This is a genomic window from Aminobacter sp. SR38, assembly GCF_014843375.1.
In the GTDB taxonomy this organism is placed as follows: domain Bacteria; phylum Pseudomonadota; class Alphaproteobacteria; order Rhizobiales; family Rhizobiaceae; genus Aminobacter; species Aminobacter ciceronei.
On record NZ_CP062112.1, the window covers coordinates 1,130,683 to 1,154,112 of the forward strand.

The window sequence follows — 23,430 nt, forward strand, 5'->3', positions numbered from 1 at the left end:
ACCATGGCCAAGACAGCAACGCGGCAAAGCCCAGCCGAACCCAGGCCGGCACTGCCCCCGGACAATCCGACGCCCAGGGTGAAACCGACGCCCCAGGACAAACCGACGCGCAACGACAAACCGGCGCCCAGGAACGAACCGACGCACAACCACAAACCGACACGAGACACGCGGGACGACCCGTCAGCCAATCCGGACGCCGACGAAAACCAGCCCGACACCGCGCCCCACAAGGACGTCGAAAAGCTTCAGCGCAATCTGAAGCGCTGATGCACCAAAAAGAAAGGCCTGCCGAGCGGCAGGCCATCAGGTTCTGGAAGATGCAGCCGGGAAAGGGACGAAACCGGCTGCCTGTGCAGTGTCTAAACCCGACAAAAGCGCCGAAGTTCCATCGTTGGATGAGCACCCAGCCGAGCCCTGCCCGGATCGAACCGCGAGCCGGCACCCGCAGCTGCCGCATCACGATCACAATTGCCGCCGCGCGGCGGGTTTGTCGGAACGGATCGCCGACTGGATGGTTTCGCCATTCCCCCCAGAGGAGATCAGTCATGGACCACAGCAATCACGTCCGCCTCACCGAGGCCGAACTCACGCCCGACCTGCTTGCCGACGCCACCATCTATGGCCCCGACGACGAGGACATCGGATCGGTGTCGCATGTCCACGGATCCGGCAGCACGGCCCAGGTGATCATCGATGTCGGCGGCTTCCTCGGCATCGGGGCAAAAGCGGTCGCGGTGCCCGTCAGCCAGCTCGATTTCATGCGCGACGAGGATGGCGAGGTCCACGCGGTGACATCGTGGACGAAGGACCAGTTGAAAGACATGCCGGAGCACCTCGACTGATCTGCATGTCGCGTCAGTGGCGCGGGATGGGCCCGCGCCACGGGGCAGGCGCGCACCTTCACGCGAAATGGCCATGATTGGCCGCCGGTGAAAGATGCGGCGCCCGGACATCTGATTCTGGCGCCCGCCTCTGCCGGCGCCTGCAGGTTGCGAACCGCGTGCGCTGCCTGTGAGCGCGCCGCCAAGCGAACGCTCACTTTTTGATGATGTCCCTACAGTAACGCTTGTTCACGATCCCGTGATGGCGGCCCCACAGATCGAAATAATGTGTTACACTTCGTGAATGCTCAATCTCGCAGCAATCAATGCGGAAGGAGCCCGAAATGAATCAGGCGAACAATGGCCGGAAGTCCTTGGATCAGAGGATTTCAGATTACAGACCAAGCAAGAAGAGTTTGGCTTGGTCAATTGTGATCAGCGCTATATTGACCATGATATTCGGTTTTACTGCTGGAGGCTGGGTTACCGGCGGATCCGCGAGGCTTATGGCGACGGTGGCGGCGCGGGATGCCGTGGCGGAACTGGCCTCTACGGAATGTGTGAACCGCTTTCTCGGTGGCACCGATGCGGCCCAAAGACTGACCGACCTGAAAGCTCTCAGTTCCTGGCAACGAGATGACTTTGTCAAAGACGGCGGCTGGAGCCAGTTCGGGTCGGAGGAAGTCGCAGGCGCTGCCGTGATGTGCGCTGACAAGCTCGCAGCCATGGACGGCGTGCCCGAAACGACGTCCTCGGCGGCGGTCGAAGGATAGCCCCGCGCCGGGAGTTTCAACATGGACAAGGAATTCAACCCACCGGTGGTGATAGCACGCGAGAACCGAGCCGGACGCAGGACGATAGCGTCCGCCTGGGAAGCGCTGGAGTGGTTGCGACTGCGAAGACCGGCTTGCACAGGCCCGCGATACCGTTCGGCCGTTCGCATATGTCGCGATGCTGCGATGACGTGGCCGCGTCTGCTGCAACAGGAAGGAGAGCTAAGTGGCTTTGTCGGTCAGCGCGATTTTTATCCTGCTCGCGGTTGCCCTGTTGCCTGTGCTCACAAACTTCCGAACGTCGTTGCCTGGCGGCGATGTCGCCGCGTTTGTCGTTTACCCGATCACCATCCTCGCATTGGCAGCCTTCGGAATAGCCGGCGCCGTCGCTGCGCTCTTTTAGGCGCAATCGACCCGCCAAGGGCACTTGGCGCCAGAATGACCTATTGTCGGAACATTGACGGTTGCTGATATGCGCCACCATCGACTGCGAGCGATTATCGGCAAGCTTCCGCCCCGAAACATGAGGGAGGATGCTTTGAAAAGCTCCACGGTGTCGGCCTTCGAATTCGACCTACCCTCAGCGCTCTCCATAAGATCGTAACAGGCGATCTGTCCAAGCGGCCGAGCCTGGCGCGACTTACGCCATTGAATTAAGTGGCGATCCCGACAGGATTCGAACCTGTGACCATCGGCTTAGAAGGCCGGTGCTCTATCCAGCTGAGCTACGGGACCGCTGGCCGGCGGGGCCGGCGTGATCGTGGACGTCAGTGCGTCCAGGGCGTCCTGCGGTCATAACGGAAATTGTCGGAGTAGGAAATCTGCCGGCGCTTGGCTTCCTTCGGCTCCTGCACGCGGAAGGCGATGCCTTCCTTCTCGGCGTAGGCGACAGCTTCTTCGCGGGTCTCGAAGGTCAGCCGGATCTGGCTCATCATGTCGCCGGAGCTGGTGTAGCCCATCAGCGGGTCGATCTTCTTCGGCTTCTCGGCGTCGAATTCGAGCACCCAGTGCCCGGTCTTGGCTTTGCCCGACTGCATGGCGGTCTTGGCAGGGCTGAAAATTCGCGCGGACATTAATTCCCTCATTCGTGAGTCCGCAGCGAGCGCGGACATCCAGATGCGCCCGTCATTTACTGCGCAATCGCCATTGCTGCAAGGCGAAAGCCGGTTTCCGCTTTTTTGCCCTTGCCATGTCGAGCGGAAGCCACTAGGCACGGCGTCGAAATGTGATTTCGGAGTGTAGCGCAGTCTGGTAGCGCATCTGGTTTGGGACCAGAGGGTCGGGAGTTCGAATCTCTCCACTCCGACCATTTTCTCCCCGCGACAGCTTTTTCCCAGGACATCGATCCGTCCGCCCATGGCATCTGGCGTGCGATGGCAACGGCCTTGCGCATCACGCCACGGCCATGCGCAGGCGAATCGCGCGTGTTGAAACGGCCAACATCGGCCAGCGCTCAGCCCGTCCCTGCCTTCCGGCATGACGCGACCGAAAGGAAACGCACCGTCAGCTCAAGCAATTGCTCGGGGCCGTGCGGTGCTGCGGGTGCAGAAAGAGCACTGGTTCTCAACCGCTTGAGCCCGGCGGCAAGGTCACGGCATGGATCCCAGGGTCTCCGCGACGGAGCTGCGCTCCTGCTCCGCCCTGGGATGACGAAGGGGTGGGCCTGAGGCCAATTGTCAGTGGCGGCGACAGATCTCCTAGCGATGCTCTGCGGTTGCCACGAGCTCTTGCCAAAAGCCAGCCTTGGAGCCTGCCCAAGCGCCAACCGTGGCGGTTGGCCGAAACCAATGTGCCTTCGTCATCCCAGGGCGAAGCAGGAGCGCAGCTCCGTCGCGGAGACCCTGGGATGACGAAATGGTGGGCTCCCGACATCACCACCCAAGCCCACGAAACAGCTCGTGCCATTCGGGATTGGTCTTCTCGATCAGCTCGACCTTCCACTGGCGTGGCCAGCGCTTGAGCGATTTCTCGCGCTGGATGGCGTCGCGGATGTCGAAGTGCTCCTCGTACCAGACGAGGCGATGCACGCCGTAACGCGCGGTGAAACGAGAGCCCTCGCTTGCCTTGTGTTCCGGCAGACGGCGCGCGAGATCGTTCGTCACGCCTATATAGATCGTGCCGCCCTTCTGGCTGGCGGTCATGTAGACATATCCGGTCATCGCGAGAGATTATTCGCGGCAAGGTTGCGCGCAAGGCCTGCCACATGGGCGCACGCCCCGCAGTTGAACCCCACCTGGCGACGGCCCACCCCTTCGTTATCCCAGGGCGAAGCAGGAGCGCAGCTCCGTCGCGGCGACCCTAGGATGACGAAGCGGAGAGGCCGCTCGCGGCAACCGGCCCTAAGCCCGCGACGACGCCCCCGCCCTTCGTCATCCTAGGGCGGAGCAGGAGCGCAGCTCCGTCGCGGAGACCCTGGGATCCATGCCGTGACCTTGTCGCTGGGCTCAAGCGGTCCAGAAAGCTCTCCTGCTTCAGCCCCAGGTTCCTCATCCTCGCGCCTCAGCCATGCCCAGGCGAATCGTGGGCAATGGAATGCGCCCGGCCCTCGCTCCCGTTCTGGCCGGCCGGCATGACGCGACCGAGACGTATCGGACCGGCAGCTTCAGCAGCTGATCGGGGCCGTGCGGGGCGGCTGCGTCGAAGAACAGGCTGTCATCAGGGGCCATGCGGTAAAGTTCCATGCCGTGGCGCCAGACCATCTCGCCCTCCAGCAGGTAAATGAATGTCGTGCCGGCATGCTGTCTCAAGGCGGGGCGGTCGGCGTCATCGGTCAGGGTGACCAGGCAGGGGTCGACCGAGACACCGGCGGCATCGGGGACGACATAGCCGAGCGGGCGATGACCGGGGCGCGTGCCGCAGCGCTCGGTTGGCAAACCGGCCTTCACGAACCTGGCGTCGCGCAGCTCCTCGGACGGTTTCAGCAAGACGCTCAGCGGCACGGCCAGGGCGCGCGACAGCTGGTGCAGCGTGGTCAGCGACGCCGAGATGATGCCGTTCTCGATCTTCGACATCATGCCGAGCGACAGGCCGGCGGCCCGCGCCAGCTCGATGATGGTCATGCCATGCCTGCGCCTGCAGGCCCTGACCTCGCGGCCGATCGCCATTTCGAGCCGGTTGCCGGCAGCGCCGCGCAGGGCGTGCGGGTCCTGGTTCAACGCCAGAGCCGCGTCGGCCATGTCGCCTCCGCCGAAGTCGAGGCCTGAAATAGTCATGCGCGCCACCTCCTGAAATGACCATGTCGCCGGTCTCGTCGGCCCCCTGTTGCCGGCATCCTTCACCGGCATCATTCGCCGGCATCTGTCGCCGGCGTCTGCCGCCCTATCGCAACGACCGCCGGTCGCGACGGCCCGACCCGAAATCCGCCCCCGTCAATTCCGGCACCCGTTTGCACGCCGGCGCGACGTCAATGGTCTGCGGACCTCGGCTGCGGCGCGAGGCGGCCCGCCTGGTTGCATCCAGAACGCAAAAAGCTCCCGGCGGGGTGACCCGCGGGAGCTTTTTTGCTCTGCCATCGGCCCGCATCGGTGCGGGCGCGATGGGGTGAAGCGTCAGGGATTTAGGCGGTCATGTCAATGGGAATCCGGGGGGCATCCCGGGGTGGATCTCTGGGACTCGGGGCGGACACGTCGAGGGGGCTCCGGCGCGCCGGCACTGCGTCGGGCCACGCGGGCTCGGGCCGAATGGCGAAACGCCTCAAGCGCGGCGCGACGGCGGCGCGCCGGCATTCGATGCGCCACAGGCCCGCACCGCCGGCATGTCAGGCCGACCCGGAGCGACCGCGGAGTGCATCGGCCCCGCTCCCGGATGCCTAGGCAACGGCCTCCTTCACCGGCAGCTTGAGCGCGTCGCTGGCGTTGATGATGGCGAGCGCGATCGCCTCGATGGTGGTGCGCTTGTTCATCGCCTGCTCGCGCAAGGTCTCGTAGGCGACCTGTTCCGACACCTTGTTGGTGGCCATCAGGATCTCCTTGGCCTTGTCGATGTCGCGATGCGCCTTGAGCTTGGCGGAGAGCCGCTCGACACGGATGCGCAGCCGCTCTTCGCGGCGGTGGTTGTTGACGCTCAGAAGGATGTTGGCGAGGATTCCAAAAGTCCTGAGCGGCAGGCCGATCACCGCCTGCGCCCTGAGCCGCAGCACCTTCTCGACGATGATCGGGTTCTCATAGTCGACGATGGCGATCAGCACCGCCGGCGGGTCGTCGGCGTTCCAGTTCCAGCTGATGCCGCCTTCGACGAGCGGGCGGATGAAGGCGAACACCACGTCGATATTGGCGGGAATCTCGGCCGGCGGCGGCCAGTTGGTCTGGACCTGGCAGCCGATGCGGTTGAGGTGCTGCCAAAGCTCCTCGCCCTCGCTGCTCTTGGGCTGCAGCAAAAGCACACGCAGCGAGCGTATGTCCTTGATCTGGATCGGCGCTGATCCGTCATGCGGCGCCACGTGGGGGCTACGTGATACCATTGGTCCTCATTACGGCAATGTCGTCGGCAACAACGCTTGCCCAGGGTGTCGTTTGCCCTGATGTCGGGCGGTTTCTTGTCCCCATGCCCCTCGGCACAGGGTCATATCGCTGAAGTCCAATGCCTCCCAGCACGGGTCATAAGGAATGCATGGCCAGGCGCTCCCCCCATTCCTCGGGATTGTAGCTGGCGAGATAGGGATCGGGGCGGATGGCCGTTGCCGATTTCGACAGGATCTCGAACTGGCCGTCCTCGCGCGCCCGCGCCACCCGCGGCCAGACATGGGTGTGGGCATTGTCGGGGTCGATGCGGATGCGCCCTTGCGGGGCGTCGAATTCCGAGCCGAGAATGGCCGGCCTGAGCGTCTCGACATCGTCGGTGCCTGTCTTGCGCAGCGCATTGGCCACGACATGGACCTGGAAATAGGCCGCCTCCCAGCACATGTTGGTCACCGCATCGCTGCCGAACCTCTTCTTGTAGCGCTCGACGCAGCGTTCGTTCGTCAGCCCGCCGACCGACTGGAAATAGCTGGCCGAGGTGATGTGGCCGGCGCCGACGTCGATGCCCATCGCCTGGATGTCGGACTCGCTGGTGGTGAGACTGGCGATCGGCATCGCCCTGGCATCGAGGCCGGCTTCGGCGAAGGCCTGGTAGAAATGGACGATGCTTTCGCCGACGAAATTGCAGAAGATCACGTCAGGCTGCTTGCGCTTGATATCCGCTACCAGCGGCTTGTAGGCCGCGCGCCTGGCGTCGAGCTTGAGATAGCCGCGGCCGGCCACCTCGCCGCCATGCTTCAGCAGCATCTCGTTCATGATGCGGTCGGACTCGCGCGGCCAGATATAGTCGGAGCCGACCATGTAGAAGCGCTGGCCGACATGGTTGAGCAGATGCTCGCCGAGCTGGACGCTGTTCTGGTTGGGGGCGGCACCGCAATAGATGGCGTTGCGCGAATATTCGAAGCCCTCATATTGCGCGGGATAACAGAGCAGCCCGTTGCGGTGCTCGACCGCCTTCAGCACCGCCTTGCGCGTGCTCGACATGTAGCAGCCGAAGATGATCCGGACGCCGTCCTCGACAAGCAGTTTGTTGGCCAGCCTGTTGTAGGCAACCGCATCGCAGCCCGGATCGTAATGGACGGCAACAAGCTCACGGCCGTCGATGCCGCCTGCTTCATTGACCTCGTGGATGGCAAACAGCGTCGCATTCAGCATGCTGCGTTCCATCACCGAAGTGACGCCGGTCTCAGAGAACAACACGCCGACCTTCATCGGCTCCTCGGTTCTTGTCGCCATCGATTGCCAACTCCGTCAGATTGTTCATCCGCGAACTCGACACAAAAAAAGCGCCCAGCGCGGGTTACCGCAGCAAGCGCCTTTGCTCGACTGATCGGGACATCGCTGTCCTTGCGTAAACTGTGCCTCAAGCGATCTGGCCCGTCAACTCGCTTGCGCCTCGGCAAACGATATCAGGCCACTGCCCTGTTCCGGCAAAGGCTGTCCGACGGTCGCAGGCGAGCCGGCAAACCGCCAGGCACGTTGTTTTGCCTGCTGTTGCGCCGATCGGACGAAATCCCGGTTGACAGAAATCGGGAAGTTGCGGATGATCATCGACATCAGGCCTGCGACGCTGCGGGCTGAGACCAGAGCAAAAAGGCTCCCGCGGTTCATCTCCGCCGGAGCCTTTTTGCGTTTTACCACCAGTGCGCTGCGCGCCCCGTCTCTTCGGCTGCGCAGACAGCAACGACGCTGACGATAGCCATTGCCGCTTCGAGCGACGTCAGTCGCTCGCACCCCGAATTCCCTGGGATTCCGCAAGGATTCCAGACGTGCGGAGCTTTGCCAAAACGGCCCCGCCCGGCGGAAGCACGACAACACAAATCAGCCTGAGGAGGAACTGGACGTGAACAAGGTAGAGACATTTGGCACTGCGGTGCGTGTGGCCTGCGACGTGGGCGGCACATTCACCGATGTGTGCATCCTGAACGAGGCTTCCGGCAAGATCCATGTCGCCAAGACGCCGACGACGCCGGACCCGATCGACGGCGTGCTCAAGGGCATCGAGGCGGGCGGCGTGGCGCTGCGCGACATCATCCTGTTCTCGCATGGCACGACGCTTGCCACCAATGCGCTGATCACCCGCCGCTTCCCGCCCGCCATCATGGTCACGACCAAGGGCTTTCGCGACGTCATCGAAATCCGCCGCGGCACGCGTGACGATCTCTGGGACACCTACAAGGAAATGGCCCCGCCCTATCTGCCGCGCCGCGACCGCCTGGTGGTGTCGGAGCGCATCGACTATTCGGGCAAGGTCATCGAAGGCGTCAATGAAGCCGAGGCGCGCGAGCTCGCCCGCGTCATCAAAAAACGCAACGTCAACAACGTCGCCATCTGCTTCGTCAATTCCTTCGTCAATCCCGCAAACGAGCAGCGCATGCGCGACATCCTGCTCGAGGAACTGCCGGGCGTGTCGATCTCGCTGTCGAGCGACATCATGCCCGAGATCTTCGAGCATGAACGCTTCAACACCACGGTTGCCAACACCGTGCTCGGACCGGTCGCCGGCCAGTATGGCGCCGAGCTCGAAAGCCGCATGCAGGACGGCGGTTATGCCGGCGACGTGCTTTTGCTGCATTCCGGCGGCGGCGTCATGACCGCCAAGGGCGCCACCAAATTTGCCGCACGGCTCGCGGCATCGGGCATCGCTGCGGGTGCCATTGCCAGCCGCTTCATCTCCGAGCTCGCCGGCTACAAGAACTCGATCAGCCTCGACATGGGCGGCACCAGCACCGACATCAGCCTGTGCTCCGACGGCCATCTCCACGTCACCAATGACTGGCATGTCGAATATGGCTATCCGATCCGCTTCCCCAGCATCGAGGTCCTGACCATCGGCGCCGGCGGCGGCTCGCTGGCCTGGCGCGACGCGGCCGGCGCGCTTCGCAACGGACCGCAATCGGCCGGCTCGACGCCGGGACCGGTGTGCTACAATCAGGGCGGCACCGAGCCGACCAACTGCGACGCCAATGTCTATCTCGGCCGCCTCGGCACCAAGCTCGCCGGCGGCAGGGTCGAACTCGACGTCAAGCTGGCCGAAAGCGCCATCAACCGGGTCATCGCCGAGCCGTTCGGCATGGATGCGGAACAGGCGGCACTGTCGATCCTGAAGGTCGCCAACGCCAACATGGCGGATGCGGTGCGGCTGGTGTCGCTGCGCAAGGGCTACGATCCGCGCGACTTCGCGCTGGTCGCCTTCGGCGGCGCCGGTGCCCTGCATGGCGTGGCACTGGCCCGCGACCTCTACATCCCCGTCGTTTTGATCCCGCCAAATCCCGGCGTCACCTCGGCCATGGGCTGCCTGCTCGTCGACATCACCCATGACATCACCCAGATGTACACCGACACTGTCAGCGACATCGACATGGCCGAGCTCAACAGCGCCTTCCGCCTGCTCGAGGAAGACGGCCACGACCGCCTGCTGAGCGAGGATATCTCGCCCGAGCAGATGCTGTTCCAGCGCTACATCGACATGCGGTATCTCGGCCAGTGGCGCTCGATGTCGATCCCGGTCAGCGCCGACATCGAAAACCTCGACGAGGCCGTCAGGCAGTTCCACGAGGAGCATGGCCGCGAGCACAATTATTCGAGGCCCGATGCCCCTGTTGAAGTGTGCCGCATCCAGGTCAAGGCCACCGGCGTCAACCGCAAGGCGGAGCTCGCCCGGCACGAACTGCGCACAGCACCCTTGCCCGCCCCCGTCGGCGAACGCCTGGTCCGCTTCGACGAAGCGCCGGAGCGCATCAAGACCCCGGTCTATGACCGCTCGACCCTGCATGCGGGTGCCGTCGTCGCCGGCCCCGCCATCATCGACCAGCTCGACTCGACCATCGTCGTGCCGCCCGGGATCAAGGCCGAGGTGGACGAGTACCTGATCATCAGGATGCACGTCCCGCAGCAGTCCTGAACGACCGAGCTTTAGCCCTCACGCAAATTCTGAATTGGAGATTGGAAATGGCACCTAGAAAAGATCGCCGCACGCTCGATCCGGTTACCTTCGAGGTCCTGAAGAACGCCTATGTCAACATCGTCGACCAGATGGCGGAGCAGATCCTGCGCACCTGCTACTCCTTCGTCATCTACTCCCGCGACTTCTCCTCGGCGCTGTGCGATCCGACCGGCGACACCATCATGCAAGGCAGCGGCGACATCGCCGCTCACGTCGGCACGCTGCACCTGACCGCCAAGGCGGTGATCAAGAAGTTCGGCCATGACGTGCATCCGGGCGACGTCTTCGTCATCAACGACGTCTACCAGGGCGGCACCCACTTCAACGATACCCGCCTGTTTGCGCCGATGTTCTACAAGGGCGAACTGCTCGGCTTCGCCCAGGCCAACGGCCACTGGGCCGATGTCGGCGGCGCCGTGCCCGGCTCGTTCAACGTCAACGCGCTCGACCACATGGCCGAGGGCCTGCGCATCACCCCGGTCCGGGTCTACAGCAAGGGCGTCTATCTCTCCGACGTCGCCGAGCTGATCGCCCACAACACCCGTGCGCCCAGCGACATCATCGGCGACCTCCAGGCCCAGGCCGAAGCCTGCCGCCTGGCCGAGCGCGAGATCCAGCGCCTGTGCGACAAATATGGCGTCGACACGATCAAGAAATCGTTCAACGAGGTCCAGGACTATGTCGAGGACATGACGCGCCAGCGCATCTCCGAGCTGCCCGACGGCACCTGGGAGACAATCGACTACATCGACGTCGATCCCGACGAGGGCGAAGGGCTGGTGCCGATCAAGGTCAAGATGACCATCGACGGCGACCGCGTCCATTACGACCTGACCGGCTCCCACCCCAAGACGGTCGGCTCGTTCCTCAACTGCTGCTATGGCGGCGCCTTCGCCGCCGTCGTTGCCGGCACCAAGATGCAGTCGCCCGACATTCCGATGAACTCCGGCTTCTACCGGGTGGTGACGGTCGATGCCGGCCCGCTCGGCTCGGTGGTCAATGCCGAATGGCCGACGCCGGTCGCCGGCTTCGCCTCCGGTCCGTTCGAAAAGATCATGAACGCGGTGTTCGAGCTCTGGGCGGAGGTCTTGCCGGAACGCGCCATGGCCTGCACCTTCAACCTCGACTACCTCCTGATCGGCGGCCGCGACACGCGTCACGAAGGCAAGCCCTACTTCATGTGGTACGACTGGATGGTCGGCGGCTGGGGCGCGCGCAACGGCCGTGACGGCTGGGCGGCAACCGGCCCGGTGTTCGGCGTCCAGCTCGGCACCCAGCCCTTCGAAGGCCAGGAGCGGCTGTCGCCTGTTCTCACCACCTGCCACGAGCTGATGGTCGACTCCGGCGGCCCCGGCGAATTCCGCGGCGGCCTCGGCGTCCAGAAGGGCGGCACGCTTTACGCCTGCGAACGCACCGTGGTGTCTTATTGCTGCGACCGCGAGCGCTCGATCACCTGGGGCCTGTGGGGCGGCTTGCCGTCGATCCCGCACGGCGTCTGGGTCAATCCCGGCCAGGACAAGGAGCGGTATCTCGGCTCGCTGTTTTCAGGCGTACCTTTGCAGCAGGGCGACACCGTGCAGCGGCCCTCGGCCGGCGGCGGCGGCCTTGGCGATCCGCTCAAGCGCGATATCCAGAGCGTGCTCAGCGACGTGGTCGAAGGTTATGTCTCGGTCGAGCGGGCGAAGAAGGACTATGGCGTCGTCGTCCATGTCGTCGATCTCGATCTCGACCAATACAGGATCGACGAGAACGCCACGCTGGCCGAACGGGCGCGCATCGCCAGCCACCGCAAGGACTGGCTCAACGAGGACGCCGAGAAGATCGCCGCCCTTTATCGCGACAAGAAGCTCAACATGCTCGACCTGATCCGCCAATACGGCGTCATCGTCGACTGGGGCTCGGGCGAGCTTCTTGCCAAGACCACCGCCGAGTTCCGCGAGATGCTGAAGCGGCGGACGGTTCCCTACTGGACGGCATCGGGCCAGGCCGCCAACGCGACCCTGAAGGTCGCCTGATCAAGGGAAGGCAGCAGGCTCCAGTGGGCTTGCTGCCTTCTTCGCCAACGGGGTTCGCATATCAAGAATCAAGAATCTGCCAAAAAACAAAAATTCGGAGATGAACCATGTCTGGAAGTCTCGATGTCGCAGGGGAACTCGACTATTCGCAACGGCCCGTCCCACCCAAAGGCCGCATGCCCAAGCTCAATCTGACGATGGCCTTCTGGGCGATCTGCAGCGCCATGTTCTTTCTCATCATCTCGGCGACGCTCGCCGAGATCTATGGCACCGCCAATACGATCATCGGCCTGATACTGACTGTTATCTCCTACTCGGCGATCAATGCGGTCATCACCCGCTACGCGATCAGGAGCGGCCTGTCGGTGTCGCTATTTTCAAGGCTCTTGTTCGGCCGCTACGGCTCGGCGATTGCCACCTTCATCTATGCGGTGTCGAGCATCTATTACGCCGTGTTCGAAGGCTCGGTCATCGCCACGGCGGCGACCTATTATTTCGAAGGCCTGACCTTCGCGGTCGCCGCGCTTATCGTCTGCATCTACAGCGTGCCGCTGATCCTCGGCAGCGTCCAGCACTGGCTCGACAAGTTCAACGGCTATCTCCTGCCGCTCTATCTTGTCGGCCTGATGGGCACCGTGATCTACGCCATCTCGCATTACGGCTATTCCAACGCCTGGCTGACCATGACGCCTGATGGCGGCGCCCCGCCCTATGGCTGGATCAACGTCTTCATCGCCTTCATGGGCGTCTGGTGGATGATGATGTGCACCTTCGACTTCGCCCGCTTCGGCAAGAAGGAGGACGAGACCTACCACGCCGTGTTCAATTTCGGCCTGCCCTTCTACACGCTGACCTATTTCGTCAACGGCCTGGTCGGCATCTTCCTGGTGCAGACGATCCCGCTCGAGGGCGCAACCTCGGAGGTGTCGGTCGTCAAGGCGCTGATCGTGATGATGGGCGCGCTCGGCCTGCTGTTCGTCTGGATCAGCCAGACGCGCATCAACACCACCAACTTCTACCTGTCGACAGTCAACATGCAGGCGTTCTTCCGGCTGGTGTTCAAGCTGGAGATGCCGAAATATGTCTGGGCGATCATTGTCGGCGTCATCGTCTATGTCGTGATGCTGGCCGACATCTTCCAGTATCTGCTCGTCGCACTCGCCTATCAGGGCATCTTCGTCGTCGCCTGGGTCGGCGTGGCGCTGGCCTATATCATGTGCGGACAGCATGACGGCAGCGGCGAGGAAAGCGCCCGTCCCGACGACGATTTCCCGGCCTATTATGCGCCCGGCATGGTCGCCTGGTTCGGTGCTGTGGCCATCGGCATCATCCTGCTCGCCATCCCCAACCTCGAACTGCTGTCGGCGCCGGCAACCGTCACCAGCAGCTTCCTGTTGTTCTGGGCGCTGTCGTCGCGCATCAGAACGGTCGCCATAGCCTCCTGAGGCCAACCGGGCGCCGTTGCGGTCTCGACCATCGAGACCCGACGGCGCCCGGATTGTTTTTGACCGTGCCTTGTCCGCCGCAGGACAGCGTGGACGCCGCTGGCTTGGGTGGTCTTGGCCTGCCGAGCGGCCTCTCCAATTCGTCATCCTAGGGCTTGACCCTAGGATCCATGCCGTGAGGTCCAGGAATGTGGGACGGGTGCAGGAGAGGCTTCTGGACCGCTTGAGCCCGGCCGCGAGGTCACGGCATGGATCCTAGGGTCGCCGCGACGGAGCTTCGCTCCTGCTCCGCCCTAGGATGACGAAGGACGGGGGCGGCCTTTCCATTTCGTCATCCTCGGGCTTGACCCGAGGATCCATGCCGTGAGGGTGAGGGATGTGGGGTGGGCGGAGGAAAGTGCAGGCGTTCTGAACCGCTTCGGCGCTGCCGCAATGTCACGGCATGGATCCCAGGGTCGCCGCGACGGAGCTGCGCTCCTGCTTCGCCCTAGGATGACGAAGGGGTGGGCCGTCGCCAGGTGGGGTTCGACTGCGGGGCGTGCGCCCATGTGGCAGGCCTTGCGCGCAACCTTGCCGCGAATAATCTCTCGCGATGACCGGATATGTCTACATGACCGCCAGCCAGAAGGGCGGCACGATCTATATCGGCGTGACGAACGATCTCGCGCGCCGTCTGCCGGAACACAAGGCAAGCGAGGGCTCTCGTTTCACCGCGCGTTACGGCGTACATCGCCTCGTCTGGTACGAGGAGCACTTCGACATCCGCGACGCCATCCAGCGCGAGAAATCGCTCAAACGCTGGCCACGCCAGTGGAAGGTCGAACTGATCGAGAAGACCAATCCCGAATGGCACGAGCTGTTTCGTGGGCTTGGGTGGTGATGTCGGGAGCCCACCATTTCGTCATCCCAGGGCGAAGCAGGAGCGCAGCTCCGTCGCGGAGACCCTGGGATCCATGCCGTGACCTTGCGGCAGCGCACAGGCGGTTCAGGCCTGCTCTTTCTTCCACCCGCATCACATTCCTCACCCGCACGGCATGGCAACTGTGTTCAAGCGAGCAAACAAGTGCTTTTTCTTCTGCCCTCTCCGCATTCCTCACCCGCACGGCATGGATCCTAGGGTCGCCGCGACGGAGCTTCGCTCCTGCTTTGCCCTAGGATGACGAAGGGCGAGGGCGTCGTCGCGGGCTTAGGTGGTCGTCGCGGGCTTAGGTGGTGAGCCGGTTGCCGCGAGCGGCCTCTCCGCTTCGTCATCCTAGGGCGAAGCAGGAGCGCAGCGACGCGGCGACCCTAGGATCCATGCCGTGACCTTGCGGCAGCGCACAGGCGGTTCAGGCCTGCTCTTTCTTCCACCCGCATCACGCTCCTCACCCGCACGGCATGGCAACTGTGTTCAAGCGAGCAAACAAGTGCTCTTTCTTCTGCCCTCTCCGCATTCCTCACCTTCACGGCATGGCAACTGTGTTCAAGCGAGCGGACAAGTGCTCTTTCTTCTGCCCTCTCCGCATTCCTCACCTTCACGGCATGGATCCCAGGGTCAACGCAGCGCGCTACGCTTCCTGCTCCGGCCTAGGATGACGAATGCGCAGGCGTTGCCGGTAATCTCCAACGCCTGTCTCGAGCCAACAGAAAACGTCGCCCCTGGGATGACGAAGCGGAGAGCCCACGCTCCGCCAGCCAGGCTCATTCCCCCGCCGTCACCGCCCTGCCCTCTGCCCATGCCGCCTCGATCGCCTGCCGGAGTTCGGCCTCCGAGATCGGCTTGTGCAGGATGCGGCTGCCGCCGGCGCTCACCTCCTTCAGCCGTGACGGCGAGGTGTCGCCGGTGATGATGATCGACGGCACGCTGCGGCCGAGATAGGCGCTCAGCATGCGGATCGCTTCCAGCCCGGTGGCGCCATGGGCCAGCCGGTAGTCCGAGATGATCAGGTCGACAGGTGCCGCGCCGCGCAGGGCGGCGGCCGCATGCACCGCCTGGGCCTCCGCCGCCGAGCGTCCGGCATAGACGCTGTGGCCCTCGATGGTCAGCAGCTGCTCCATCGCCTCGAGGATGTCGCTCTCGTCCTCGACGACGATGATGCCGCCGGTCAGGGCTTCAGTCCGCGTCTCGCGCTGCGGCACCGGCGCCTTCGCGGCGCGGACTTCCGGCACGGTGATCGAAAACATCGAACCACGCCCCGGTCTGGATACCAGCCTCAGCGGATGCTTCAGCAAGCCGGCGGTGCGGCGAACGATGGCGAGGCCGAGGCCGAGCCCTTGCGTGCGATCGCGCGCCGGGTTCTGCAATTGCACGAATTCCTCGAAGATCGCTGCCTGCTGGTCGTCTGGAATGCCGGGGCCGCTATCCCAGACCTGGATCTCGACGCACCCGGCGCGCTTGCGGCAGCCGAGCACGACGCCACCCTGCCTGGTGTAGCGGAAGGCGTTGGTGACCAGGTTGGTCAGCACGCGCTTCAGCATCATCGGGTCGCTTTCGACCAGCAGATGGCTGTCGACCACCCGCCATTTCAGGTCACGCTCCTTGGCCTCGGTGGCGAACTCCTCGCGAAAATCGCGCAACAGTTCGCGCAGGCACACGGTTTCGCGGGCAACCGTGACGATGCCGGCATCGAGCCTGGAAATGTCGAGAAGCGCGTTCAGCAGGCCGCTGAGATTGCCGATGATCGACTTGGCCCGGCCGGCGAGGCCGCGCGCCTGCTCGGCCGGCACGTTGCCGCGTTTGGCCAGCACGGCAATCGTCGACACCAGCAGGCTGAGCGCATGGATCGGCTGGCGCAGGTCGTGGCTCGCCGCGGCGAGGAAGCGGGTCTTGGCGCGGTCGGCGGTTTGCGCCCGGTCGCGCTCCTCCTGCAGATGCTCGACGAGCCGTTCATTTTCCAGGCGCAGGCTGATGGTCTCGCGCAACATGCGGTAGGTGATGCGGCAATAGTAGAAATTGATCACCACGAGCGAGACGAGCAGGAACAGAAAACCCGCCGAAATCGCGCTGCCGCTGGTGATGACGCGGGCGGCGACCGGCAGCACCGTCGCCAGGATCGAGCCGATCAGCGCCGGCGGAAAGGCCGAAAGCGACGGCACCGTGCCGCAGACCAGGCCGGTCAGCACCACCACGGTGAAGGACAGAAGAAGCGGCGCTTCCGGCAGGAAGCCGACCCAGCCGAACATGCCCCACAACAATCCCGAGACCCAGGAAAAGGCGGCCGCCAGCCAGGCCCAGCGCATGATCGTCCTGATATCGCGCGGCCGGCTGAAGAAGCGGCGGGAGGCGAAAACGCGCAGCGCCGTCAGCGCATAGAGCGTGCCGAGCCATCCCACCAGCCATGGCGTGGAAATGCCGCTGCGCAAGACGTAGACGGCGGCGAGCGAAATGACGATGTTGGAAATGACCACGCCATATGAATTGCGATAGAGAAGCTCGACCAGAGCCTGGCGTATCTTGTCTTCCTGCATCCGATTCCCCTGAAGTACCGGATGAAGATCGCATAAGCTTTCCTCATCAGGGACTGTTGATCTACCGACAATTTATTTCCCATAAGTTGGCGTTCCGCCGATTCGCATCGCTTCATCATGAATGGTGACCACATGAACCGCCCTCTCACCTTCATCCTCGCCGACGACCACGCGCTGGTGCGCGAAGGGCTGAAGATGCTGATCTCGACGATGGACAACATGTCGGTGGTGGCGGAAGCCGCGGATGGCGAGGCCTTGCTGGAGCAGGTCACAAAGACCCGCGCCGACCTGTTGCTGCTCGACCTCGGCATGCCCGGCGTTGCCGGCATCCAGTTCATCTCCGACATCAGGGAGCTCGTGCCCAGGCTGAAGATCATCGTGCTGACCGCCAATATCGAGCCGCGGACGGTGCGCGCCGCAGTCGAGGCCGGCGCCAGCGGCTATCTGACCAAGGACGGCGACCCCGAGGAACTCGGCGAGGCGATCGAGGCAATCAGGAAAGGCGGCACCTACCTTGCCCGCAGCGTGCGTTTCGCCGTCGGCGAGGCGTCCGGCAGCGGCAGGCAGCACGCCGTGCCCGACATCCTGTCGCCGGTGCCGCTGACCCGGCGCGAGCGCGAAATCCTCGCACTGGTGGCGCAGGGGCTGACGGCGCGCGAAATCGCCGAGCGGCTCGGCATCAGCCCGCTGACGGTGCGCAAGCACCGCGAAAACCTGATGGGCAAGCTCAATCTCCACAGTGCCGCCGAACTGACCGCCTATGCGGTTCGCCTGGGTTTGCCCACAGCCTGAAGGCTGCCGCGCAGCGCCCTGCCGGCGCCCGGCATCACGTCAATATCTCTTTAACCATCAACTATTTAGCCGAGGCGACGGGCAGTCGATATACGCCACATGCCGTATGTTTTCGCCCGACCGGCACGCCTATTCCTCCCTTCCACAGCGTCATGTGGCGATCGCGTCATGTGGCGATCGGATCATTAGGGAGGAGCCGACATGTCGTCGCTGGAACTGTTGTTGCCGTTTGCCCTGGCGACGCTGGCCTTCGCCTGCATGCCGGGGCCGGCAATCCTCTACATGACGGCGCAGACGGTGGCGCTCGGCCGCCGGGCCGGACTGATGGCAGCCTTTGGCGTCCATATCGGCTGCTACGTCCACATCCTTGCCGCGGCCATCGGGCTGGCCTCGCTGATCGAACAGGCGCCGATGCTTTTCGAGGCGATCAAGCTTGCCGGTGCCGCCTATCTCGTCTGGCTCGGGCTGACCATGTTCATGGGCTGGGACAAGTCGCATGGCGACGCCGCCAGCCCCGCCTCGCCCAGCCCCGCGTCACAAAGTCTGGCCTCGCCCAGTCTCGCGTCACAAAGCCTGGCCTCGCCCAGCCTCGCGTCAAAAAGCCTGCGCGACAGCATCATCGTCGAGATCCTCAACCCGAAGACCGCCTTGTTCTTCCTGACCTTCCTGCCGCAATTCGTCGATCCGGCAGCCAGCTTGCCGGTGTGGCTGCAGTTCCTGCTGCTCGGCATGTTCGTCAACCTGGTGTTCTCGGCAGCCGACGTCGCCGCCGTCGGCATCGCCTCGGTCACCCTCGCCCGCGTCGCATCGGGCAATACCGGCTGGATCGTGCCCAAGGCCTGCGGCTCGATCCTGGTCGGGCTCGGCCTGGCGCTGGTCGGCCACCAGATCTGACGGGCTGCCTGATCAAGCGTCACCTAAGGCGGGTGCAGAAAGAGCAGGCGTTCTTGACCGCTTGAGCCCGGCGACAACGTCACGGCATGGCAACTGTGTTCAAGCGAGCAAACAGGTGCTCTTTCTTCTGCCCTCTCCGCATTCCTCACCTTCACGGCATGAATCCCCAGGTCGCCGCGACGGAGCTTCGCTCCTGCTCCGCCCTAAGATGACGAAGGGCGACGGCGTCGTCGCAGGCTTAGGGCCGGTTGCCGCGAGCGGCCTCTCCGCTTCGTCATCCCAGGGCGGAGCAGGAGCGCAGCGACGTCGCGGTCGCAGATTGCTGGAGAACGCCCCTACCCCTCGTCATCCTAGGGCGGAGCAGGAGCGCAGCGACGCGGAGACCCTAGGATCCATGCCGTGACCTGTCGGCAGCGCAAAGACGTTTCAGAACCCTGCACGTCCTTCCACCCTAATCACATTCCTCACCCTCACGGCATGGCAACTGTGTTCAAGCGAGCAAACAAGTGCTTTTTCTTCTGCCCTCTCCGCATTCCTCACCTTCACGGCATGGATTCTAGGGTCCGCCGCGACGGAGCTGCGCTCCTGCTTCGCCCTAGGATGACGAAGGGCGGGGGCGTCGTCGCGGGCTTAGGTGGTTGAGCCGGTTGCAGCGAGCGGCCTCTCCGCTTCGTCATCCTAGGGCGGAGCAGGAGCGCAGCGACGCGGAGACCCTGGGATGACGAATGCGCAGGCGTTGCCGCTCATCTCCAACGCCTGTCTCGAGCCAACAGGAAACGTCGCAGATTGCTGGAGAACGCCCCTACCCCATCGTCATCCCAGGGCGGAGCAGGAGCGCAGCGACGTCGCGGCGACCCTGGGATCCATGCCGTGACCTGTCGGCAGCGCAAAGACGGTCCGGGCCTGCTCTTTCCTCCACCCTCATCACGTTCCAAACCCTTACGGCAGGATGGCGAAGGGGTGGGAGTGTTGCCGCTTGTTTGCTCGCTTGAACACAGTTGCCACGCCTTTGCCCGGATCCATGCATCTGCATCAGGCCCCTTGACTGGCAGGCGCGACAGTCTACGCTGACACGAAATACCGGCCCCGACTGCCGGGTGGCAAACATGCCTCGTATGCCTCGCCTCCCGGCGGCGGCTGCGGGGCATTTTTGTTTTTGGGAGGAATTTCTTGAAGTCGCGCATCGAAATCGGCGTGCTGTATTCGCGCTCGGGCAGCTACCAGCTGGTCGCCAATGCCTGCCATGCGGGTGCCATGCGCGCCATATCGGACGTCAACGCCGACCCGGCAAGCGGCATCGAGCTCGTTGCCATCGAGCGCGACCCCGGCGGCAATATCGACCGCTATGCGCCCTTGTGCGACGAGATCCTGCGCCAGAGCAGCGCGCGTCATGTCGTCGGCGCCGTGACGTCGTGGAGCCGCAAGGAGGTCATCCCGGTGCTGGAGAAGTCGGGGGCGGCACTGTGGTATGCCTGCCCCTATGAAGGCTTCGAGGCCAATGAGCATGTCGTCTACATGCATGCCTGCCCGAACCAGCACCTGGTGCCGCTTCTGGCCCATGTCGTGCCGCGCTTCGGCGCCGATGGCTTCCTGCTCGGCTCCAACTACATCTGGGGCTGGGAAACCAACCGCGTCGCGCGCGACCTGATCGCGGACGCCGGCGGCAAGGTGCTGGGCGAGCGCTATCTGCCGATCGGCGATGCCGACGTTTCCAGGCTGATCGAGGAGATCAAAGCGACACGGCCGTCCTTCATCCTCAACAATCTGATCGGCACCTCGTCCTACGCCTTCTTCGCCAGATATGCCGAGCTGGCGCGCAACGACCCGCATTTCGGACCGGAGCGCTGCCCGATCCTGTCCTGCAACCTGACCGAGGCCGAGTTACCGGCGATCGGCGAGGCCGGAAGCGGCCACCTCTCCGTCGGGCCCTATTTCCGCGACGCCGGCACGGCCACGGCCGAGACGCCTGCATCGTCCTTCGAGGCTTCGGCCTATGCCTCGGTCATGGTGCTGGCCAAGGTGCTCCAGGCAAATCCCGGCGCAGGCTTCGCCGAACTGTCCACCGCCTTTGCCAGGTCAAGTTTTGCCACGCCCTTCGGCACCATCGCCGTCGACCCGCAGACCCAGCATGCGACCCTGCCGGTCGAGATCGGCCGCATCTCGGGGCTCGGCTTCGAACGCGTCAGCCATATCGACCGTGTCGCTCCCGACCCCTATCTCTCGCGTTACGACCGGGCCAGGACCTTCGACCGTGTCAGGCTCAAGGTGGTGTCATGAGCGGGGTCGTGTCATGAGCCGGGCCGCACATATCCCCAATCTCGGCGGCGCGAAGGCATTCGTGCTGCACCGCCCGCATGCCACGGTCGGCGCCATATCACGCCAGCTCCAGGCGATCGGCCTCGAGGTTGTCGACTGCTGGCCGGAACTGCCGGCCGAGGCGCTGGCCGCCGACTTCGTGTTCTTCGACGTCGATCTCGGCTTCGACCAGCAATTTCCCTGGCCAAGGGGCGCCGCCCCGATGCCGACGATTGCGCTGATCGGCTCGGAAGCGCCGGGCCGGATCGAATGGGCGCTGTCGCACAAGGCCGATGCGCAGCTGCTGAAGCCGGTCGGCAATGCCGGCGTCTACAGCGCGCTTTTGATCGCCCGCCAGAGTTTTGCCGCGCGCAGGCAGCTGGCCGACGAGATCACAGCACTGCAGCAGCGCGTCGCCGAGCGCCAGACCATCGTGCGCGCTGTTGCCGCGCTGTCGAGCCAGGGCGTCGACGACGAACGCGCCTATGCGCAATTGCGTTCGCTTGCCATGAACTGGCAGGTCAGCCTCGAGGACGCCGCCCGGCGTGTCGTCGCCCTCACCGACAAGGCCCTGACCGAAAAGGCCCAGACCGACAAGGAGGGCGGCGTTGACCAGTCCCATCGCGCCTGAGATATCAGCCATCGCCGTGCCGGCCAAGGCACGGGCCGGTGTCTGGCGCCGCCTCGTCAGGCGGCCGCTGGCGCTGACCGGCCTGGTGATCATCGCGCTCACGGTCGCCGGCGCCCTGCTCGCCCCCTATCTCACCGGCTACGACCCCAACGAGCAGATGTTCGACGGGCTGACGCTGGAAGGCGCGCCGCTGCCGCCCAGCGCCACCTTCTGGCTTGGCACCGACCTGCTCGGCCGGGACCTTCTGACCCGCATTCTTTATGGCGCGCGGACCTCGCTGATCATCGGCATCGTCGCCAATGGCGCTGCCCTTCTGATCGGCACGCTCGTCGGCATCACCGCGGGGTATTTCCGCGGCTATGTCGGGGCAGCGCTGATGCGCTTCACCGACCTGATGATGGCCTTTCCGGCCCTTCTGCTCGCCATCTGCCTGGCCGCCGTGTTCCAGCCCAGCCTGTGGATCGTCGCCATGGTGATCGCGCTGGTCAACTGGGTGCAGACGGCGCGCATCGTCTTCACCGAAACCAGCTCGCTGGCCGAACGTGAGTTCATCGACGCCGAGCGCACCATCGGCGCCGGTACGGCACGCATCCTGTTCCGCCACATCCTGCCGCATCTTCTGCCGACAATCATCGTCTGGGGCACGCTCGGCATCTCGACGACGGTGCTGCTCGAAGCGACCTTGTCCTATCTCGGCATCGGCGTGCAGCCGCCGACGGCGTCCTGGGGCAACATCATCTTCGAGAACCAGACCTATTTCCAGGCAGCCCCCTGGCTGGTGTTCTTCCCCGGTGCCGCGATCCTGGCCCTGGCGCTCGCCTTCAATCTCGTCGGTGATGCCCTGCGCGACATTCTCGACCCGACGCAGCGAGGCCGGGCATGATCGCCTATCTCACCCGCCGGCTGATCCAGGCAGCTTTGATCCTGCTCGGCGTGTCGCTGATCACCTTCGCCCTGCTCTATCTCCTGCCGGCCGATCCGGTGCGCCAGATCGCCGGCCGCAGCGCCACCCCGCAGACGGTCGAGAGCATCCGCCAGCAGCTCGGGCTCGACCAGCCCTTCGCGGTGCAATACTGGCGCTATCTGACCAACCTTGTCAGCGGCGATCTCGGCCGTTCCTACATCCAGCGTTCGGAGGTCAGCGAGCTGATCGTGGCGCGCCTGCCGGCCAGCCTGCTTCTGATGGTCGGCGCCATCGTCTGCGAGCTGGTCATCGGGCTGAGCATGGGGCTTATCGCTGCGGTCAAGCGCGGCAGCGCCACCGACCAGGCGCTGATGGTCGGCTCCTTCATCGGCGTGTCGGCGCCGCAATTCGTCGTCGGCCTGCTTCTGCTCTACGTCTTTGCCGTCAAGCTCGGCTGGTTCCCGATCGGCGGCTACGGCACCTTCAGCCACATGGTGCTGCCGTCGCTGACGCTCGGCATCCTCGGCGCCGGCTGGTATTCGCGCATGATGCGCTCGTCGATGATCGACGTGCTGCGCCAGGACTATATCCGCACCGCCCGCGCCAAGGGCCTGGCCCAGCGCGCCGTGCTGTTCGGCCACGCTCTGCCCAACGCCATCCTGCCTGTCATAGCCATGATCGGCATCGACATCGGCATGTTCATGGGCGGCATCGTGGTGGTCGAAAGCGTGTTCGGCTGGCCCGGCATCGGCCAGCTCGCCTGGCAGGCGATCCAGCGCGTCGACATCCCGATCATCATGGGCGTCACGCTGGTCTCGGCCTGCGCCATCGTGCTCGGCAACCTGCTCGCCGACATCGTCGCCCCGTTCATCGATCCGCGCATCAAGCTGCGCTGATCCCCGACAAGACCAACAGACTGCCAACAGACAGACGACAAGCAGACAAAC

The 23,430-nt window shown here is 64.3% G+C and carries 21 protein-coding genes, 2 tRNA genes and 1 pseudogene; 16 read left to right on the top strand and 8 right to left on the bottom strand.

Annotated features, from left to right (window positions below; translation table 11 throughout):
- Positions 1-3: 3 nt before the first annotated feature.
- The 5 genes and pseudogenes from IG197_RS05585 to IG197_RS36155 all read left to right on the top strand — a co-directional run bounded on the left by IG197_RS05585 (position 4) and on the right by IG197_RS36155 (position 2,000).
- Complete coding sequence (locus IG197_RS05585; protein ID WP_192317544.1) at positions 4-270, top strand: hypothetical protein; 267 nt, start codon at positions 4-6, stop codon at positions 268-270.
- Positions 271-548: 278 nt separating this feature from the next.
- On the top strand, positions 549-845 hold the full coding sequence (locus tag IG197_RS05590; RefSeq protein WP_192317546.1) for a PRC-barrel domain-containing protein: 297 nt from the start codon (positions 549-551) through the stop codon (positions 843-845).
- 323 nt (positions 846-1,168) lie between these two features.
- Positions 1,169-1,597 (top strand): hypothetical protein, encoded by a 429-nt coding sequence (locus IG197_RS05595; protein WP_192317548.1) that lies wholly within the window; start codon positions 1,169-1,171, stop codon positions 1,595-1,597.
- 21 nt (positions 1,598-1,618) lie between these two features.
- Positions 1,619-1,774 (top strand): annotated as a pseudogene (locus tag IG197_RS36790) (DUF982 domain-containing protein); the annotation flags it as partial.
- Between the two features lie 49 nt (positions 1,775-1,823).
- Complete coding sequence (locus IG197_RS36155; protein ID WP_246765314.1) at positions 1,824-2,000, top strand: hypothetical protein; 177 nt, start codon at positions 1,824-1,826, stop codon at positions 1,998-2,000.
- A 255-nt stretch (positions 2,001-2,255) separates the two neighbouring features.
- Here IG197_RS36155 and IG197_RS05605 read toward each other — a convergent pair.
- Positions 2,256-2,332: transfer RNA gene (locus IG197_RS05605), tRNA-Arg, on the bottom strand.
- Between the two features lie 32 nt (positions 2,333-2,364).
- Positions 2,365-2,670, bottom strand: a complete 306-nt coding sequence (locus tag IG197_RS05610) for an ETC complex I subunit (RefSeq protein ID WP_067963894.1) — start codon at positions 2,668-2,670, stop codon at positions 2,365-2,367.
- A 159-nt stretch (positions 2,671-2,829) separates the two neighbouring features.
- Between IG197_RS05610 and IG197_RS05615 the strand changes: the two genes are divergently transcribed.
- Positions 2,830-2,906: transfer RNA gene (locus IG197_RS05615), tRNA-Pro, on the top strand.
- A 562-nt stretch (positions 2,907-3,468) separates the two neighbouring features.
- Here IG197_RS05615 and IG197_RS05620 read toward each other — a convergent pair.
- The 5 genes from IG197_RS05620 to IG197_RS05640 all read right to left on the bottom strand — a co-directional run bounded on the left by IG197_RS05620 (position 3,469) and on the right by IG197_RS05640 (position 7,671).
- Positions 3,469-3,756 carry a GIY-YIG nuclease family protein gene (locus tag IG197_RS05620; RefSeq protein WP_067963896.1) on the bottom strand — a complete coding sequence of 96 codons (288 nt, stop codon included), beginning with the start codon at positions 3,754-3,756 and terminating at the stop codon, positions 3,469-3,471.
- Positions 3,757-4,083: 327 nt separating this feature from the next.
- Positions 4,084-4,809 (bottom strand): helix-turn-helix domain-containing protein, encoded by a 726-nt coding sequence (locus tag IG197_RS05625; protein ID WP_192317552.1) that lies wholly within the window; start codon positions 4,807-4,809, stop codon positions 4,084-4,086.
- Positions 4,810-5,405: 596 nt separating this feature from the next.
- Entirely contained in the window at positions 5,406-6,056 is a 651-nt protein-coding gene (locus tag IG197_RS05630; protein WP_083948635.1) for an ANTAR domain-containing response regulator, read from the bottom strand.
- 136 nt (positions 6,057-6,192) lie between these two features.
- Entirely contained in the window at positions 6,193-7,350 is a 1,158-nt protein-coding gene (locus tag IG197_RS05635) for a transporter substrate-binding domain-containing protein (RefSeq protein ID WP_192317554.1), read from the bottom strand.
- A 144-nt stretch (positions 7,351-7,494) separates the two neighbouring features.
- A complete protein-coding gene (locus IG197_RS05640) occupies positions 7,495-7,671 on the bottom strand; it encodes a hypothetical protein (RefSeq protein ID WP_192317556.1) in 177 nt (58 codons plus the stop codon).
- Positions 7,672-7,957: 286 nt separating this feature from the next.
- On the opposite strand from IG197_RS05640, the gene IG197_RS05645 reads away from it, so the two are divergent.
- The 4 genes from IG197_RS05645 to IG197_RS05660 all read left to right on the top strand — a co-directional run bounded on the left by IG197_RS05645 (position 7,958) and on the right by IG197_RS05660 (position 14,400).
- The gene (locus IG197_RS05645; protein WP_192317558.1) at positions 7,958-10,018 is read left to right on the top strand and encodes a hydantoinase/oxoprolinase family protein; all 2,061 of its coding nucleotides are present in this window, start codon (positions 7,958-7,960) and stop codon (positions 10,016-10,018) included.
- A 47-nt stretch (positions 10,019-10,065) separates the two neighbouring features.
- Positions 10,066-12,075: a hydantoinase B/oxoprolinase family protein gene (locus IG197_RS05650; RefSeq protein WP_067963905.1), complete on the top strand. Its 2,010-nt coding sequence runs from the start codon at positions 10,066-10,068 to the stop codon at positions 12,073-12,075.
- Between the two features lie 107 nt (positions 12,076-12,182).
- Positions 12,183-13,520 (top strand): cytosine permease, encoded by a 1,338-nt coding sequence (locus IG197_RS05655; RefSeq protein WP_067963906.1) that lies wholly within the window; start codon positions 12,183-12,185, stop codon positions 13,518-13,520.
- Positions 13,521-14,112: 592 nt separating this feature from the next.
- The gene (locus IG197_RS05660; protein ID WP_067963896.1) at positions 14,113-14,400 is read left to right on the top strand and encodes a GIY-YIG nuclease family protein; all 288 of its coding nucleotides are present in this window, start codon (positions 14,113-14,115) and stop codon (positions 14,398-14,400) included.
- Between the two features lie 800 nt (positions 14,401-15,200).
- Here the strand turns inward: IG197_RS05660 and IG197_RS05665 are convergent.
- Complete coding sequence (locus IG197_RS05665) at positions 15,201-16,967, bottom strand: ATP-binding protein (protein WP_192317560.1); 1,767 nt, start codon at positions 16,965-16,967, stop codon at positions 15,201-15,203.
- A gap of 132 nt (positions 16,968-17,099) precedes the next feature.
- On the opposite strand from IG197_RS05665, the gene IG197_RS05670 reads away from it, so the two are divergent.
- From IG197_RS05670 to IG197_RS05695, 6 genes are all read left to right on the top strand, one after another.
- Positions 17,100-17,759, top strand: a complete 660-nt coding sequence (locus tag IG197_RS05670; RefSeq protein ID WP_192317562.1) for a response regulator transcription factor — start codon at positions 17,100-17,102, stop codon at positions 17,757-17,759.
- Positions 17,760-17,960: 201 nt separating this feature from the next.
- Positions 17,961-18,653 (top strand): LysE family translocator, encoded by a 693-nt coding sequence (locus IG197_RS05675; protein ID WP_192317564.1) that lies wholly within the window; start codon positions 17,961-17,963, stop codon positions 18,651-18,653.
- Between the two features lie 1,170 nt (positions 18,654-19,823).
- Positions 19,824-20,930, top strand: a complete 1,107-nt coding sequence (locus IG197_RS05680; RefSeq protein WP_192317566.1) for a transporter substrate-binding protein — start codon at positions 19,824-19,826, stop codon at positions 20,928-20,930.
- A 13-nt stretch (positions 20,931-20,943) separates the two neighbouring features.
- Positions 20,944-21,579, top strand: a complete 636-nt coding sequence (locus IG197_RS05685; RefSeq protein ID WP_192317568.1) for an ANTAR domain-containing response regulator — start codon at positions 20,944-20,946, stop codon at positions 21,577-21,579.
- Positions 21,557-22,462, top strand: a complete 906-nt coding sequence (locus IG197_RS05690; protein WP_115732783.1) for an ABC transporter permease — start codon at positions 21,557-21,559, stop codon at positions 22,460-22,462. The genes IG197_RS05685 and IG197_RS05690 overlap by 23 nt, the downstream gene beginning before the upstream one ends.
- A complete protein-coding gene (locus IG197_RS05695) occupies positions 22,459-23,379 on the top strand; it encodes an ABC transporter permease (RefSeq protein ID WP_182575309.1) in 921 nt (306 codons plus the stop codon). The genes IG197_RS05690 and IG197_RS05695 overlap by 4 nt, the downstream gene beginning before the upstream one ends.
- Positions 23,380-23,430: the final 51 nt, after the last annotated feature.